This window comes from Bradyrhizobium sp. CCBAU 11430 (assembly GCF_028128855.1).
Classification (GTDB): Bacteria; Pseudomonadota; Alphaproteobacteria; order Rhizobiales; family Xanthobacteraceae; genus Bradyrhizobium; species Bradyrhizobium ottawaense.
In genome coordinates this window covers 15,955-32,583 of the sequence record NZ_LBJV01000052.1, presented here as the reverse complement: position 1 = coordinate 32,583, position 16,629 = coordinate 15,955, and the positions used below count along the sequence as shown (strand labels likewise).

The following is a 16,629-nucleotide window of genomic DNA, read 5'->3' as shown; positions in this document are numbered from 1 at the left end:
GAACAGACGGGGGGACTCAAGCGTGTGGGGCCACGGCTGCGCGAGGAAGGGTGCAGATCATCCGCCTTCCTCGTACGCTTTGGTCAATGCTCAGGTGTTCAAGAGTCGCACGTTCTAGGCATCACTGTTCATGTTGGCGGACAAGCTTCCAATCTTAATTAGCCGCCCGAGTTGTCAACGAGCGGCAGCGGTCTGCTGGCTTGCGGAGTTATCCGCGTTGAACTCGCTCCAAGCCTGTCGGAGTATCTGGATCGAGGAGGTCAGGAAGATGCCACCCATCACGGCAGCGACGAGGAGGTCGGGCCAAGCTGTGTCGGTGCCCCAAACGCCCAAGGCGGCGACCATCACGATCACGTTGCCTATTGCGTCGTTTCGCGAGCAGAGCCAAACAGACCGGACGTTCGCGTCCCCGTCCTTGTACGGCCTGAGCATCAAGACCGAACCGAGATTGGCCGCAAGAGCAAGAAATCCAATCACTCCCATGACTTCTGCTTTTGGCGTACCGAGAATGAGCGTTTGGTAGACAGTCGACCCGACAACCCAGAGCGCCATCACGCTGAGAGAGAGACCCTTGAAAAGGGCGGCTGTAGCTCGGCGTCGCAGGCTCGCCCCGATCACGGCCAAGCTGAGCCCATACGTCACCGTGTCACCAAGAAAATCCAGAGCATCGGCTTTCAGCGCCTGTGAACCTGCCAATTGCCCAGCAAGCATCTCGATCAAGAACATCGAGCCGTTGACAGCGATTACCGTCCAGAGGACCCGCTTGTACGTGGGGTCCATTCCGTCGAAGACCGGAACACCGCCGGAACAACCACACGCCGCCTCTGCGGACCCGCACTCTGTGCGCCGAACAGGTTCGAGGTTCAACGGTGGGGGGCTGCAGCAAGAGCCGCTCTGTTCGCAGCAGTCCGTCGCCATGATGTCGGTCCTCACTTCGTGCCGAACCTACCAGCTACTGACGCTTCGCGGTAGCTGCTGTTCCACTTCGAGTCCGGTGCCGGCTGCGCGACGAAGTCGCTACCGCCCCTCATCGCTTCCGCTCTCACAGTCTCCGCCGAATTACGGTGACGCTGCATGTTATCAGCACGCCGGCAGCATAGACGACCCGACATCGCCATGCTCTCGACTCCGGCCGAAGCCGCGCCCCTCAGCTTCCCTTGCGAGCGGTCCCTGACTGCGACTCGCCAAGGCCGGGATTGATGGCCAGCGACGCGCCGGCGGCGCCGCCGGCTTCATAGGCCGTCATCGACACCATCCGGCTGGTGCTGCGCGCGGTCCGGAGCTTGAGGTCGAGCTTGTCTAATTCTGCATCGACCACCGAGGTCTTGAGGACCACCAGCCCGCGGCCTGAGCTTGCGTTGGCCTGATCGCGACTGGCCTTCATCGCCACCAGCCTTTGCGCGATGGACGCCACCATCCCGAGCGCGAAGGAGGCATTGGCCAGATGCCGCTCCTGGTGCCGGAACCGGGCGTAGTCGACCGACGTCTTGAAGCGGCCAAGTTCGGCGCGCACGGCGCCGTCGATCAATTCGGCCAGGTAATGCGCGACCTCGACATCGGCGCCGAGACCGAAGAACACATAGATGTTCTCGCCGGCCGGGTTCTTCTCGCGCCAGACCCGACAATCGCAGAAATGAGCGATCGCGCCGATGCAGTCGTCGAGCGGAATTCGCTTCTTGCGATAGGTCTCATAGACCCTCCGTTCGCACGGCGAGGCGCGCAGCTCGACGTCGGAGAGTGACAAATCGTGGCGATCCAGCAGCTCGGCGACCTTGGCGGCGGCAGACAGCGCCTCGTCCTCGGTGCAGCCATTGGCGATGGTCTTGGCGCGCAACGCCTGAATGCGGAGCTTGAGCTTGCCGAGCCCGTCTGGATTTAACGCCTGGTCCACCGATCACCTGTTCGGGAAAGCCCGACCGAGAGACCCCGTTCGGATAGACTGGCGGAAGGGGTGGGATTCGAACCCACGGTACCCTTGCGGGCACGCCGGTTTTCAAGACCGGTGCCTTAAACCACTCGGCCACCCTTCCCTCGTAACAATGCCAGGGAGTTAGCTTAGCTTTGGACTGAGCGCAACGCGAACTTGGACCCAATTTGGACCGATCGGTACGATGCCGGCGGTCTCATGCCGATTGCCGGTTCGCATCCACAGATGCGGGCACCTGGGCTACACCGCGGCCTAGGGGCCTATTTCGGCAGGCATTCCACGTTGTACGCGATGATGATCTGAGCTGGATCCGCTTTACCCAGGCTCTTGAGATCCTCCAAGCCGATTCGGAGCTTGGCGCCCGCCCCGCTCAAGCTTCCTTCAAGCGTGGCTTTGGCCTTCCGGCACCGCTCTTCGTTGGAAAACTCCTGGAAGACGACCGTCGGAAGGAGTCGCCATTCCGCCTTGTCGTTCGTCGCGGCAGGACTGATCGAGTAGGAAAAGACATACATCAGCACCCACATCGCTTTACTCCAGCCTTGGCCGGCTCGATCCGTGCGCACTTAGATGGTCACGCCTGGACACAGCTACGCTTTACTTGGAGGGCGCGCGATCAAGCCGCGATCGCTGCGCCCTCATGCGCTTGATCTCTCGACGCAGGTCTTCACTCTTTTCGTCACGCTGCTCTCCGCTCGATTTGATCCGATCATCTTGGCGCAATTTTTCGAGAGCTTTCTCGACCGAGAGCTTGTTCGTTCCGGCCATAACCGACCTCACTTGCGCTTCTGCGTTCATCAATAGCGATAGTAGGAATTACCCTGCGGGCAGGTTCAGTTGCCAATGATCGCCGCGCTGGCGCTTGATGTCCAAAAAGAGGACGCTGCGTCGTCGTGCAAGGCATTCAAGAGGCGCCGCCATCGCTGAGGCGTTGATTTAAGTCAACGGTCAGCGACAAGCTGCGCAGGCCGCACGGGCCGGTCGATGCTGATCCAGGCCGCTGTGAGTTCCCAGGCGACCGAAAGAATGATCGGTCCGATGAACAGACCGATGATCCCATGCGCGAGCGTGCCACCGATCACTCCGATCAGGATGACGAGCGCCGGCGTGGAGAGGCCCCGTCCCATGACCAGCGGCTTCAGGATGTTGTCGAGAAGACCGACGATGACGAGAAACACAGTCAGGAGCAGCGCCGTGGTGACGTCCTTGTCCATCCAGATCCAGATGACGACCGGAATGAGGACGATCCCTGCACCGAGCTGCACGATCGACAGCAGCAGAACAATGACGGCGAGCAGCCCCGCGCTTGGGATGACCGCCAGCTTGAATCCGATGCCGGCGAGCAGCGCCTGGATAATGGCGACGCCGATGACGCCTTGCGACACCGCCCGGATGGTCCCAGCCGCCAGCTCGAGGAAATGTTCGCTCTGTTCCGGCACGATTCGGAACAGGAAACCGCGGATCGCGCTGACGAGCTGCGGACCATATGGAAAGAGAAATCCGGCGACCAGCACCGACATCAGGAACTGCAGGGTGCCAAGGCCGGCGCTGCCTGCGAATGACAGCATCATGCCGGCAATCGGCTTCAGATATGGCGCAACTTCGCGCACGGCCGCGCGGATGTTGGTGTAGGCCTGATTCCAGAGATCGTAGAGCTGCGGCCCGACCAGCGGCCAGTCCCTGATCCGCTCCGGCGCCGCCTGCAGCGCGAGATCGCCACTACCGAGTTGCCCTGCGAGCTCCCTGACCCCTTCAACCGCACTGAGGCCGAGCCAGGCCGCCGGACCGATGACGATGCCGAGCATGGTGAAGGTAAGGAGCACCGCCGCTGTCCGCGGGCGGCCGCCCAGACATTTCGCGAGCCAGCTGAAGACCGGATAGAATGCCACGGCAAGTACCGCGCTCCAGGTCAGGATCGGCACGAAGGGACGGATGATCAGGAGCGTCCACAGTATTAGCAGCGCAAGCAAGCCGAGCCGGATCACGAGCTGAACGACGTCGCTGGTGGAAAAAAGTTGGCGAAGTGTCTTCAAGGTCTGCGGCCTGCACCCGGCTGATTGGCTCCATGCGGAAAGCCTAGCGGCCGGACTGGGACTGCAGGCTTGATCCAAATCAACCGGCAAAGGACTGAAAGCGGCCTGATCGGACGGGTGCCGTTGTCACGTAGCGGCTCAACAATTGCGACGCGAACGCATGTCGGATGCAGCAAATTACGCGCGAAACGAACAGCTCCGCGACGGTACGGCCGTGGAGATCCGTGCTCTCCGGCCAGATGACCAGGCCGCCATGCTGGCCGCGCTTGGCGAGGTGGGCACACAGTCCCTCCAGCGCCGCTTCTTCATGCTAAAGCGTCATTTCTCCGAGAAGGAACGCGCCTTTTTCGTCGAGGTCGATTTCAAGGACCATGTGGCGCTGGTCGCGTGCGTGGCGAATGCAGGTCGGAGCACCATCGTGGGCGGCGCGCGATATGTCGCAGCCGGGCCGGGCTGCGCCGAGACGGCCTTCATGGTGATCGACGCCTGGCAAGGACGCGGCATCGGCGGACTGCTGCTGCGTCACCTGATCAGCCTTGCCCGCGAAGCCAGGCTGAAGGAACTGACCGCGGAGGTGCTGCCGGACAACGCTGCGATGCTCAGTCTTCTTGGCAGATTTGGGTTCGAACGCGCAGAACGCCGCGAAGCTGATACGGTCCATATGGTACTGACGCTGACCTGATAGAAGCTCTCGGACGACGCCTCAAGCTCGCGCAAAACACTGACGCCTTCTGATACATGTAGCTCGGCAACAAGGGCTTACCGGTTCAAAGATCCGCTCCCTTTACACCGCGCAAAAGAAAGCGGCGCCCCGTGAGGAGCGCCGCGCAAATGTTCTTCGTGACTGCCTCTAGCTCAGTACCCGCAGGACGCGCATCCCATCTGCACCGGGGCGTAATAGGAATAGCCCGGCGAGACCATCTGGACGCGCTGGCGCGTGGCGTATTGCGGGGGGATGCGCTCGTACTGGACGCTCGGCGGCGCGACCATCACGGTCTGAGGCACCATCACGGTGCGGTACTGCGCGGGCGAGCGGTGCGCGACGACGGAGCCCGGGGAGACCATCACGGTCTCGTCGACGGTGCGGTATTGCGGCTGCACGTATTGCTGCTGATAGCAGGTCTGGCACGGCGGCGGTGCGTAGCAATTGTAGCAGCCGGCGGAGGCTGCGCCCGTCATGGAAATCGCGGCGACGGCGGTCGAGAAAACAACAGCGAGAGTACGAGACATTGCGGTGGTGCCCCAGTTGCCCAAAAATGGATTTGCGAAGGTCGCAGGGCAGTATACGCCGCAAAATCCAGGGCTGCCGAACTTCGTCGGGGCATCCTTAATGCGAATGGCCGATCGCGGCCACCCGGTAAGAACTCATTGACCACGCGTATTAACGCGAAAGGCCCCCATCCGCCTCCGTCAAGCTCGCGCTTCAGCGCCTCGCCGCTCTTTCCAAAAACTCCAGCAGCGAGGGATCTGTCTCCTCGAATTCGACAAAGCGGCGGCGCAGCTCGTCCGCTATTTCTGCGGTGGCATCTCGTGACCATCCTTCCGCGGTATTGAAGGCCACGACACGTGCCGGATGGAGATATTGCCCCTCGACGAGATGTCTGAGCAGGGTCGCCCGATTGGCGTCCTCCTCGGCAGTTTCACACCAGGCGCGGCCGAGCCGCCGGCCGAAATCATCGAGCACGAGATAGACGTCCCGGTCTGTCGTCATGTGCGGCACGAGCGATGGAGATTGACTCATGGCTTACTCCGCTAATGGCATCCGGACTGTTGCGGAGGATTCGGCGACCGCCTGGCCGGATTCGGAAAAATGGATTTCGGCTATTTTTCTTAGGATTGCACGATTAAATAAAAAAACAACGAAAATAAATAAAAATTAAATAGCAAAGTGGGCACAAATACACTAAATTCACAGGGCCTGGCGGGCGAGCCCGCACGTCGGGTGCCCACTTCGCAAAGCGGCTCTCGCCTCCACCCCCCAATAGCCCACACCCCAGGAGGCGGGGGCCGTTTCTTTGCCACCCGTCCCGGCTTCATTTGTCTGTCCTGCAAAGCGCATCTGCGCGCTCGCGGGGGGACCGCGAGCGCTTCGGAAAAATCGACTCCCGCCTGAGGCGTGTCGAGGCGCTATTTCGATCGCCGCTTGACCTCGCGCACGGCGCCGCGCGCGGCGCTGGTGGTGAGCGCAGCGTAGGCCTGCAGCGCGGTCGAGACGTTGCGCTTGCGCGCAGCCGGCTGCCAGGCGGCATCGCCTTTCGCCTCTTCCGCGGCGCGGCGCTTCGCGAGCTCCTCGTCGGAGACCTCTAAGCTGATGCTGCGGTTCGGGATGTCGATGGCGATGCGGTCGCCGGTGCGCACCAGGCCGATGTTGCCGCCTTCGGCGGCTTCCGGCGACAGATGGCCGATCGACAGGCCGGAGGAGCCGCCGGAGAAGCGGCCGTCGGTGACGAGCGCGCAGGCTTTGCCGAGGCCCATCGATTTCAGGTAGCTCGTGGGATAGAGCATCTCCTGCATGCCGGGGCCGCCGCGCGGACCTTCGTAGATGATGACCACGATCTCGCCGGCGACGACCTTGCCGCCCAGGATGCCTTCGACGGCCGCATCCTGGCTTTCGAACACGCGCGCGGGGCCCGAGAATTTCAGGATGGAAGCATCGACGCCGGCGGTCTTCACGATGCAGCCGTCCTGCGCGAGGTTGCCGTAGAGCACGGCAAGGCCCCCGTCCTTGCTGAAGGCGTGCTCGAGGTCGCGCACCACGCCCTTCTCGCGGTCGGCATCGAGCTCGTCGTAGCGGCGCTCCTGGCTGAAGGCGAGCTGGGTCGGGATGCCGCCGGGCGAAGCGCGGAAGAAGGTGCGGACCGCTTCGCTCTTGGAGCGCTTGATGTCCCAGCGTTCCAGAGCGTCGTTCATGGTCGGCGCGTGCACGGTCGAGACCGAGGTGTCGATCAGGCCGGCGCGGTCGAGCTCGCCCAGAATGCCCATGATGCCGCCGGCGCGGTGCACGTCCTCGACATGCACGTCGGCGACCGACGGCGCGACCTTGCACAGCACGGGCACGCGGCGGGAAAGCCGGTCGATGTCCTTCATGGTGAATTCCACCTGCCCTTCATGGGCGGCGGCGAGCAGATGCAGCACGGTGTTGGTCGAGCCGCCCATGGCGATGTCGAGCGTCATCGCGTTCTCGAACGCCTTGAAGTTTGCGACGTTGCGCGGCAGCACGGATGCGTCGTCCTGCTCGTAATAGCGGCGGACGAGATCGACGATGGTGTGGCCGGCCTCGACGAACAGGCGCTTGCGGTCGGCATGGGTTGCCACCACCGTGCCATTGCCGGGCAGTGCCAAGCCCAGTGCCTCGGTCAGGCAGTTCATGGAGTTGGCGGTGAACATGCCCGAGCAGGAGCCGCAGGTCGGGCACGCCGAGCGCTCGATCACCTTGACGTCGTCGTCGCTGACCTTGGAATCGGCTGCGGCGACCATGGCGTCGATGAGGTCGACGGCCTTGGTCTTGCCCTGCAGCTTGACCTTGCCGGCCTCCATCGGGCCGCCCGAGACGAACACGACGGGGATGTTGAGCCGCAGCGCGGCCATCAGCATGCCGGGGGTGATCTTGTCGCAATTGGAGATGCAGACGAGGCCGTCGGCGCAGTGCGCGTTGGCCATGTACTCGACGCTGTCGGCGATCAGCTCACGCGACGGCAGGCTGTAGAGCATGCCGTCATGGCCCATCGCGATGCCGTCGTCGACCGCGATGGTGTTGAATTCCTTGGCGACGCCACCGGCCTGCTCGATCTCGCGGGCGACCAGCTGGCCGAGGTCCTTGAGATGGACATGACCGGGCACGAACTGGGTGAAGGAATTGACGACCGCGATGATCGGCTTGCCGAAATCGGCGTCCTTCATGCCGGTCGCGCGCCAGAGGCCGCGGGCACCCGCCATGTTGCGGCCGTGGGTGGTGGTGCGGGAGCGATAGGCTGGCATGGCGGTTTCCGTCCTCGGTTTGACCGGCCGGGCGGGAAAATCTGGTGCCGCCTCAGGCCTTTGTGGCCGGATAGCGCACGCGGGGAACGCGCGCAACGGGAACTTGGGGCGGACAGGGCTCCCCTGCTCCCGGCGCGGGGTTTTCGGCGCCTAGCCTACCTCTCTCCGTCATTCCGGGGCGATGCGCAGCATCGAACCCGGAATCCATCGGGCGGCAGCACCCGCGGGACAATGGATTCCGGGCTCGCGCCTTCGGCGCGCCCCGGAATGACGGCGGATGATCGCGAGGCGCATCCGTTATTGCAACGTCGGATCGAGCCGGTCGCGCAGCCAGTCGCCGATCACCGAAACTGCCAGCGTGGTCACGACGATGGTGGCGGCCGGCGCCAGCATGATCCAGGGGGCCCGGGTCAGGTATTCGCGGCCGTAGCCGACCATGTTGCCGAGGCTGGTCATCGGCGGCTGCACGCCGAGGCCGAGGAAGGACAGGCCTGACTCCATCAGGATCACCTCGGGGAAGACAAGCGTGGTCGAGACGATCAGGGTCGAGGCGATGTTGGGCAGGATGTGCCGGAGGTAAATCCGGGGCGGCGTCGCCCCCAACTGGCGGACCGCCGCGGCGTAGCCTTGCGCATTGGCGGAGATGGCAAGGCCGCGGGCGATGCGGGCGTAGCGCTCCCAGCCGAACATGCCCATCAGGCCAATCAGCAGCGGCAGCGAATTGCCGAAGAAGGAGAGCACCGCGAGCGCCATGATCAGGAACGGCATGCTGGCCTGGAAGTCGGTCAGCATCAGCACGAACTGCTCCACGGCCCCGCGGAAATGCGCGGCGAGGAAGCCGAGCGTGGTGCCGACCACCGCCGAGATGGCGGTCGCGCCGAAGGCAATCAGCAGCGAGATGCGGATGGAGACGAGCAGCCGCGACAGCACGTCCCGGCCGAGCTCATCTGTGCCGAGCCAATGCGCGGCATTGCCGGGCGCCGCCAGCCGGTTGCGCAGGTCGAGCTGGGTATAGCCGTAAGGCGCGATCTTCTCGGCGAATGCGGCGATCACGAGCACCGCGACGATCCAGGCGACCGCGAGCGCGACCGAGACCGGGATCGCCGGCAGGCTGATGCGGCGGCCGCTGGCCGTGTCCTTCAGCGTGGCGTCGGTCATGCGTGCGCTCCTTTGGCGCGCAACCGCGGATCGAGGAAGCCGTAGAGGAAGTCGACAACGAGGTTGGACGTGACCATGGTCATGGCGACCAGCAGCAAGATGCATTGCACGACGGCGAGGTCGCGGTTGGCGACCGCGACGACGAGAAGCCGCCCTACTCCCGGCCAGGCAAACACGCTCTCGACCACGACCGCGCCTGCGATCAGCGTGCCCACCATGAAGCCCAAAATGGTGACGGTCGGGATCGCCGCGTTCGGCAGCGCATGCGATGTCACCACCCTGCGCCACGGCACGCCCTTTGCGGATGCGGTGCGGATATAGGGCTGGCCCAGCACCTCCAGCATCGCGCTGCGGGTGAATCGCGCCAGCACGGCCGCGCCGCCGAGGCTCAGCGTCGCAATGGGAAGGATCGCGTGGCGCCAGCTGTCCTGCCCGCCCGAGGGCAGCCAGCCGAGCTGCACGGCGAACACGAGCACCAGCAGCAGCGCCAGCACGAAGCTCGGCACGGTGAAGCCGGCCACCGCCGTCATCATCACGGCGCGGTCAATTGCGGAGCCCCGGTGCAGCGCGGCGTAGATGCCGGCGGGAACGCCGAGCGCGACCTTGAAGGCGAAGGCCGGTAAGGTCAGCGCCAGCGTCGCCGGAATCCGCTCCAGCACCAGCTCGATCGCGGGCCGTCCGTCGCGCATGGAGCGGCCGAGCTCGCCCTTTGCGATGGCGCCGAAATAATCGAGATACTGAAACCAGATGGGATCATCGAGGCCCCAGGCCTTGCGGAACGCCGCGAGCACCTCGGGCGGCGCCTCCGGTCCCAAAATCATCAGCGCAGGGTCGCCTGACAGCCGCAGCACGACGAAGGCGAAGGTGACGACGAGCACGATCGTGAGCGCCGCGCGTCCAATGCGAATGGCGAAGTAGCGTCCCATCACGCCGCGTCCCGTGTCTCGGCGCCCGTGACGAGATGGCAGGCGACCTGCCTGTTGCCACCGACAGCCGCGAGCGCCGGCACCTCGCGCGCACAGCGCGCGATCGCGCGCGGGCAGCGCGGATGGAAGGTGCAGCCTTGCGGTCGCGCGGCTGGGTTCGGCGGATCGCCCGCGAGCACGATGCGGCCTGCGCTGCGGCGGCCCGGTGCCGGCGAGGCGGACACCAGCGCCTGGGTGTAGGGATGCTCCGGTCGCGCGAACAGATCGTCGGCGCTGCCGACCTCGACGATGCGGCCGAGATACATCACGGCGACGACATTGCTGATCTGCCTGACGACGCGCAGATCGTGGCTGATGAACAGCAAGGTGAGCGAGAGCTGGGCCTGGAGATCGCAAAGCAGGTTCACCACCTGCGCCTGGATCGAGACGTCGAGGGCGCTGACCGGCTCGTCGCAGACCAGGAAGTCGGGCTTTGTCGCCAGCGCCCGCGCCAGCACGATGCGCTGACGCTGGCCGCCGGACAGTGCGCCCGGATAACGCGCGCCATGCGCAGGCGTCAGCTCGACGGCGCGCAGCAATTCGCGGACGCGCTCATCGCGCATCGTGGGTGTGCCGACGCCGTGAATGTCGAGGGGCTCACGGATTTGCGCCGCGACTGGCAAACGGCGGTCCAGCGCGCCGAGCGGGTCCTGGAAGATCATTTGCATGCGGGCGCGCTCTGCGCGCCACGCGGCCGTTCCGGTTGCCGCCATCGGCTTGCCGTCGAACCTCACCTCGCCGCTATCGGGCGGCTCGAGGCCGAGCACGACGCGTCCGGTGGTCGACTTGCCCGAACCGGACTCGCCGACGAGGCCCAGCGTTTCGCCTTTGCGGATCGTCAGCGACACGCCATCGACCGCGTGCACGGCTGTGCTGCGGCCGAACATCCCGGAACGCTGGGAATAACTGCGAGCGATCGCGGACACCTCGACGAGCGGCGGGCTCATTCGGCCGCGATCCCGAGCAGCGCGCGGCGCGAGGCTTCGGCGCGGATGCAGGCGACAGCCCGATCATCGGCGATGGGCGCCAGACTCGGCGCGGAAACGCCGCACGCCTCGGCCGCCATCGCACAACGCGGCGCGAAGGCGCAGCCATCAGGCATCATCGCGGGATCGGGCACGGTGCCGGGAATGGCGGTGAGACGGCGGCGTGGTCCGTCGAGCGGCGGCAGCGCGCCGATCAGGCCCTGGGCATAGGGATGCACGGGATCGGCGAACAGCTGATTGGCGGGGGCCTGCTCGACGATGCGGCCGGCATACATCACCGCGACGCGGTCGCAATTCTCCGCGACGACGCCGAGATCATGGCTGATCAGCACCATCGCCATGCCGAGTTCGCGGCGGACCGTCGAGAGCAGCTCCAGGATCTGGGCCTGAATGGTGGCATCCAGCGCCGTGGTCGGCTCGTCCGCGATCAGGAGATCCGGATTTCCGGCAAGCGCCATCGCGATCATGATGCGCTGGACCTGGCCGCCGGAGAATTCGTGCGGATAGGCCTCCAGCCGCCGGCCCGCATCGGGAATGCCGACGAGATCGAGCAGCCGCCGCGCTTCCGCCTTCACGGCGCTGCCTTGGAGATCGCGATGCAGCGCCAGTGCTTCGCAGAGCTGCTTGCGGATGGTCAAGACCGGGTTGAGCGCGCTCGCCGGGTCCTGGAAGATCATGGCGACGCGCCCGCCCCTGACCTGGTCGAGCTCGGCGGCCGGCGCGCCGAGGATCTCGCGTCCGTCGAGCCGCACCGAGCCCGAGACCTTGGCGTGCCGAGGCAACAGCCCGAGCGCGGCAAGCCACGTCACCGACTTGCCCGATCCGGACTCGCCGACGAGACCGAGAGCCTCGCCCCTGCCAAGAGCGAGATCGACACCGCGCAGGACCGGCACGCCGCTGAAGGCGACGCTCAGGCCCGCAATGCTGACCAGCGGCGACACCTCAGGCCTCGAAATTGCCGGCGCGGAAATCCATCGCGAACGCCGGCGATGCCTTCCACTTGATCGACTTCGGCTTGGCCGTGAAGGTCGCGTTCTGGTGCAGCACCGTGTAGGCGGGGTCTTCGCGCTCGGCGATCTCCAGCATGCGGCGGAACGCCTTCTTGCGGGCAGCACGGTCGGTCGAGGTCTCCAGGAACTCGGAGAGCTTGTTCAGCTCGACATTGGTCCATTCGCCGATCTGCTGCTGCTGGCCGTTCGGGCCGTGCTGGGCGACCAGCGAGGAGACCGGATCGTTGAAGGCGGCCGAGTTAGACCAATCGCGCACGGCGCGCGTGGGCGCGCGCTCCATGATCTGCGACCAGTTCTCCTTGGTCTCTATCTGGACGTTGAGGCCGACCGACTTCCACATCTCGACCAGCACCTGTGCGGTCGCGACCTGGTTGGTGTAGTAATTGTTGAGCAGGCGATAGGGAATCGGATCGCCCTTGTAATTGGCCTGCTTGAGCAGATCCTGCGCCAGCTTTGGATCATAGGCTGGCACGCTCCAGTCGGAGTTGAACATGTCGCCGTAGAACTCCCACTGCAGCCCCTTCGGCACGCGGGTGCGGCCGGCCCACAGGCTGTCGACGATGGCCTGGCGGTCGATCGCGTGGGTGAAGGCGCGCCGCACCAAGGGATTGGCGAGCTGGGCGTGGTTCTTGTCGAACACGGTCAGGCGGTGGTTGAGGATGGTGCCGCCCTGCACTTCGAACGCGGCGTTCTTCTCGATGCTGGCGATCTGGTCCGGCGGGATGTCGCAGGCGAACTGGTACTCGCCCGAGAGCAGCCCGTTGATGCGGCTGGCAACCTCCGGCACTTCCAGGAAGCGGATGCGCTTGAGCGGCGGACGGCCGCCCCAATATTCGTCGTGCGCTTCCAGCGTCAGCGACACGTCGGGCTTGAGCTCGACAACCCTGTAGGGGCCGGTCGTCACGGGCTTGCGCGCCCAATCGAGATAGCTCGCGGATTCGTCCCAGGCGCGGCGGTTCATGATGTCGGAGCCGTAGCGCGACAGCCGGCCCTCGATCGTGACGTCGGGCGTCGCGTTGTAGAAGCGCACCGTGTATTTATCGACCGCATCGACCCGCACGAGGTCCGGCCAAATCCGGCGTGCGACCGCGGGGACGTCCGGCGGCAATTCCTTGCCCGGCCGCGGCGTCGGGATCTTCTCGAAGGCCTGGATGGTGGAGCGGCTCTTCGCCTCGGTCTCGCCGAACATGCGCTCGCGGCTGAAGGTGAAGACGACGTCCTCTGCGGTCAACTCGTCACCGTTGTGGAACTTGACGCCCTGGCGCAGCTTCACCTCGACGGTCTGGTCGTCGATGCGGCGCCATTCGGTGGCAAGGCCGGGCACGGCCTCGAGGCTGCCGCGCCAGTTCTTGGAGATCAGGCCTTCCCAGATCGAGGAGAAGAACACGCGCTCGCCGACATTGGACTGCTCGCGCAGCAAGTCGAGCACGTTCGCATTCGTCACTTTCTGCACGGCGATCGTCACCGACGGACGGTTGTCGCCCTGCGCGATCGCAAAGCGCGGCAGCAGCAGCGTACCTGCGGCGGCGCCGCCGGTTTTCAGGATGGCGCGACGGGTGAATTTGCTCATGGCGGTAGCCCCAGATGATGCGGTTATTCGGCGAGACCGCGCGCGGCCAGATAGGCTGCGCCGGCGCGGACGTCGTCGTGGTTGCGGAGTTCGAGGATCAGCCGCGGGTTGGAATTCAGCCGTCCAAGGGCACGGAACACGGCGACCCAGGGGATGTTGCCTTCGCCCGGCGCCCAGTGCCGGTCGGCAAAGCCGTCGGTGTCCTGCAGATGCACATGGGTCAGCATGTCGCCAGCGGTCTCGACATAATAGTCGACCGGCGGCGCGCCGGTGGAGATGTGGGCGTAGTTGGCGTGCCCGGTGTCGAGCGAGACGCGGACCTTGGCGCTTTCCAGCGCCCTGGCGAGGCGCACCCGGTCGCGCGGATCCTTGTCCTCGATGTTCTCGATGACGATCTCGCAGCCGATGGTCTCGGCGCGCGCGATCACCTCGGCGAGCGTTGCCTTGACACGTTCGACCAGATTGCCGCGATTGTCAGGATAGAGATCGAGATTGTTGTGGTCCCAGGTCGTGAACGGCGAATGGATCACCATCTGCGTCGCGCCGAGGAACTCGGCGGCGTCGAGGCCCTGAAGCAGGCGCTTGGTCACGGCCTGGCGGATCATGGGATCGTGGCTGTCGATCTTGAAGCCCCAGAACGGGCCGTGAATGCCGAGCCGGCCGGTATGGCCCGCCAGCATCTGCTTGATCTCGCCGGCCGTGCTCCGCCAGTCGCTGTCGAGAAGATCGGCGCGGAAGAAATCCTGGATTTCGAGATCGCGCTGCCGGTCGAGGAGCCAGTCGCGATGTGCAGGGATCGATTTGATGGACAATGCGGCGCCCAGCACCGGCTTCGACATGGCTTGCTCCTTCGCCGTCAGCGATGACGGGAGCAGCGCTAGACCAGTTCAATGACAGGCCCGTGAATTCGAGTTGCGCGGCGCCGAGGAGATGTGGACATCCTGCCGATCGCGTGCCGCGGACCAGGCAACAGCGATCAGACCACCGATGCAGAACGGGCACATGGCAAGCGGCGTCTATGTCCGTAGTGATCCGGAATGGAATCCTATCGCGATGTCACGTACATCGCGTGCATCGATCGGCGGCCACTTCCACGGGCATCACCCTCTGATCGCGCTACATGGGGTTGGGGGACCACATGGGGCGGGGGATTGAAGGCTGGGGCAAGGTGACGAGGTCCGGACTCCTAGGCACTCCGGACCTCGAAACTTTCAGATTGAACGCAGCAACGCGCCGTCCGGTTGGGGCATCCGGGCGGCGCGTTGTCGTTTCAGCGTCGTCTTTCGATCAGCGCGTTTGCGGCTCGATCGTCACCGAGCAGTCGCCCTGCCCTTGCGTCGCGACCACGATATTGCCGGCGGCCGCCCCAAGGGCGACCGGTGCGGACGAGCTGCCATCCGGCATCTGAACCGTCACGCTCAGCGAATCCGTGCGCGCGGTCGAGCCGACCGTTGACGGCTCTGCCTGGGCGACATTGCCCGACGCATCACGCCGCATGATCTGACAATTCACGCTATTGTTCGTCGCGCTGCCGGCGGCTGCCACGTTCGACGAGGCCGCGCCGCCCATCTGCGCGCGGGCTCGCGACGGATCGCGCGGCACCTGGCTGACGATGCGATGCGTCCGCGGCTCAACGATGACGACGTCATCGTCGGTCGCGAAATACTCGTAATCCCGATATTGGGGCTCGATCGTGACGATCTCCGGCGGCAGCCGGTAGAGACGCACGCGCGGTGGGATCGTCTCGCCGATCCGGATCGAGATGTTCAGGTTGCGCTCCGGCTGCGCCAATCGCGCGCGGCTCACCGTTTCAGACATCCGCACCTGCTTCTCGGTGGTCACGCTGGTCTGCTGACCAACCTGCGTGTTGGTCTGGGTGGTCTGATTGGCTTGATTGGTCTGCGTACCGGAAGGTGCGGTTTGCGCATTGTTGGTCGGAGCTGCGCGGTTCGTGTCCGTCGCGGTGGCCGGCCGGTTGTTCTGTTGCGCCGGCTGTTGCTCGGCGGCATTGCGCGGAGGCTGGTTCTGCTCTTTCTGGTTGGCCGCAGCTCCCGTGCGCTCGTTCTGCTGGCCAGCGGGGCCGGTCTTGGATTTCTCGGACTCGGCGGTTGATTTCTGCGGCGCAGACTTATCCTGCTTCGTCTCGGCGCTGCTCTTGCCGGTCTCGCGACCTTGTTTCGCCGTGTCGGCTTCTCGGTTGCGATCTCGCGATGGCTCGCGAGACTCCTGGGCCTGCTCTTTCGCATTGGGCTGGCCGCGTTCGGCGGCGGTGCCTTGTCGTCCCTTCTCTTCCTCCGCACGGCGGCCGCCGCCTTTCTCCTCGCGGCCGGCTCCCTGCACCTTCTCTTGTGCGCCCTGGGCGCGATCTTGGACGCGTTCTTGAGCTGCACCACCGCGGGGCGCGGCGCCTTTCGCCGGTTCCTCGGTCCGTTTTGGCTCGTCTCTGCGCTCACCGGGCGCCTGGGCGTAGGCGATGCCGGACGCGAGCATGAGCCCGACGGCCGCAGTCGATAACATCAAATGTTGACGCATGGTCCCTCTCCTCGACAATTCGCAACAACAGACGCGAACGCTCTGTAGGTGCGAAGGTTCCTGAGCAGGAACGAGGGCCGGTCACGCGGATTTACATCGCGTCCTTCAGCGTGAGGCGGGCGGTGAATGTCACGCTGGTCTTGCCGACCAGTGCCATGCCTTCGACCTCGGCACCGCCTGCGGAATAGTCGCCCGAGAAGCCGCAGGTGACCTCCCTGCCGCCGAACGCAAGCGTCCTGCCGACCGCTTCGGTATGCTGATTGACGATCATGTCGCCCCGCCACTTGCCGTTCCGGAAGGTGTAGGTGCCGGTGTAGTAGAAATAGCTGTCGCCGCCCATGATGCGTCCGTCGCACAGCACGACGACGCCTCTCGCCTGCCCGCGCTTGCCGTCGCGCATCTCGATGTCGAAGATGTAGAGGCCGTTGACGACCCTGGCCTCCTCCGCTTCCGCTCCATCCCCTGCCAACATC

17 protein-coding genes and 1 tRNA gene are annotated in these 16,629 nt (G+C 65.0%); 1 reads left to right on the top strand and 17 read right to left on the bottom strand.

Features of this window, described 5'->3' with window-relative positions:
• Positions 1-174: 174 nt before the first annotated feature.
• The 6 genes from XI04_RS14685 to XI04_RS14660 form a co-directional block, all read right to left on the bottom strand.
• On the bottom strand, positions 175-918 hold the full coding sequence (locus tag XI04_RS14685; RefSeq protein WP_050995549.1) for a cation transporter: 744 nt from the start codon (positions 916-918) through the stop codon (positions 175-177).
• 229 nt (positions 919-1,147) lie between these two features.
• Positions 1,148-1,891, bottom strand: a complete 744-nt coding sequence (locus XI04_RS14680; protein WP_271610051.1) for a DUF7168 domain-containing protein — start codon at positions 1,889-1,891, stop codon at positions 1,148-1,150.
• Between the two features lie 49 nt (positions 1,892-1,940).
• Positions 1,941-2,030, bottom strand: a tRNA-Ser gene (locus tag XI04_RS14675).
• Positions 2,031-2,187: 157 nt separating this feature from the next.
• Positions 2,188-2,451: a hypothetical protein gene (locus XI04_RS14670; RefSeq protein WP_028144611.1), complete on the bottom strand. Its 264-nt coding sequence runs from the start codon at positions 2,449-2,451 to the stop codon at positions 2,188-2,190.
• Positions 2,452-2,521: 70 nt separating this feature from the next.
• Complete coding sequence (locus XI04_RS14665) at positions 2,522-2,692, bottom strand: hypothetical protein (protein WP_162832270.1); 171 nt, start codon at positions 2,690-2,692, stop codon at positions 2,522-2,524.
• Between the two features lie 173 nt (positions 2,693-2,865).
• Positions 2,866-3,957: an AI-2E family transporter gene (locus XI04_RS14660; RefSeq protein WP_271610050.1), complete on the bottom strand. Its 1,092-nt coding sequence runs from the start codon at positions 3,955-3,957 to the stop codon at positions 2,866-2,868.
• Between the two features lie 160 nt (positions 3,958-4,117).
• Between XI04_RS14660 and XI04_RS14655 the strand changes: the two genes are divergently transcribed.
• Complete coding sequence (locus XI04_RS14655) at positions 4,118-4,639, top strand: GNAT family N-acetyltransferase (protein ID WP_095424150.1); 522 nt, start codon at positions 4,118-4,120, stop codon at positions 4,637-4,639.
• Positions 4,640-4,812: 173 nt separating this feature from the next.
• Here the strand turns inward: XI04_RS14655 and XI04_RS14650 are convergent, their stop codons facing one another.
• The 11 genes from XI04_RS14650 to XI04_RS14600 all read right to left on the bottom strand — a co-directional run bounded on the left by XI04_RS14650 (position 4,813) and on the right by XI04_RS14600 (position 16,628).
• Positions 4,813-5,136, bottom strand: a complete 324-nt coding sequence (locus tag XI04_RS14650; RefSeq protein WP_038970325.1) for a hypothetical protein — start codon at positions 5,134-5,136, stop codon at positions 4,813-4,815.
• A gap of 244 nt (positions 5,137-5,380) precedes the next feature.
• The gene (locus XI04_RS14645; RefSeq protein ID WP_028144607.1) at positions 5,381-5,698 is read right to left on the bottom strand and encodes a hypothetical protein; all 318 of its coding nucleotides are present in this window, start codon (positions 5,696-5,698) and stop codon (positions 5,381-5,383) included.
• A gap of 386 nt (positions 5,699-6,084) precedes the next feature.
• A complete protein-coding gene (gene ilvD, locus XI04_RS14640; protein WP_271611384.1) occupies positions 6,085-7,935 on the bottom strand; it encodes a dihydroxy-acid dehydratase in 1,851 nt (616 codons plus the stop codon).
• Between the two features lie 297 nt (positions 7,936-8,232).
• Positions 8,233-9,093, bottom strand: coding sequence for an ABC transporter permease (locus XI04_RS14635; protein WP_271610047.1), 861 nt, complete (start codon positions 9,091-9,093; stop codon positions 8,233-8,235).
• Entirely contained in the window at positions 9,090-10,019 is a 930-nt protein-coding gene (locus XI04_RS14630) for an ABC transporter permease (RefSeq protein ID WP_038970327.1), read from the bottom strand. Before XI04_RS14630 ends, XI04_RS14635 begins: the two co-directional genes overlap by 4 nt.
• Positions 10,019-11,005, bottom strand: coding sequence for an ABC transporter ATP-binding protein (locus tag XI04_RS14625; RefSeq protein WP_038970328.1), 987 nt, complete (start codon positions 11,003-11,005; stop codon positions 10,019-10,021). Before XI04_RS14625 ends, XI04_RS14630 begins: the two co-directional genes overlap by 1 nt.
• Positions 11,002-11,985, bottom strand: a complete 984-nt coding sequence (locus XI04_RS14620; protein WP_271610046.1) for an ABC transporter ATP-binding protein — start codon at positions 11,983-11,985, stop codon at positions 11,002-11,004. The genes XI04_RS14625 and XI04_RS14620 overlap by 4 nt, the downstream gene beginning before the upstream one ends.
• A 1-nt stretch (position 11,986) precedes the next feature.
• A complete protein-coding gene (locus tag XI04_RS14615) occupies positions 11,987-13,624 on the bottom strand; it encodes an ABC transporter substrate-binding protein (protein ID WP_271610045.1) in 1,638 nt (545 codons plus the stop codon).
• A gap of 23 nt (positions 13,625-13,647) precedes the next feature.
• Entirely contained in the window at positions 13,648-14,463 is an 816-nt protein-coding gene (locus XI04_RS14610) for a sugar phosphate isomerase/epimerase family protein (protein ID WP_095424146.1), read from the bottom strand.
• A 448-nt stretch (positions 14,464-14,911) separates the two neighbouring features.
• Positions 14,912-16,114 carry a DUF1236 domain-containing protein gene (locus XI04_RS14605; RefSeq protein ID WP_240536269.1) on the bottom strand — a complete coding sequence of 401 codons (1,203 nt, stop codon included), beginning with the start codon at positions 16,112-16,114 and terminating at the stop codon, positions 14,912-14,914.
• A gap of 133 nt (positions 16,115-16,247) precedes the next feature.
• Positions 16,248-16,628: a GrlR family regulatory protein gene (locus XI04_RS14600; RefSeq protein WP_038951104.1), complete on the bottom strand. Its 381-nt coding sequence runs from the start codon at positions 16,626-16,628 to the stop codon at positions 16,248-16,250.
• Position 16,629 lies beyond the last annotated feature (1 nt).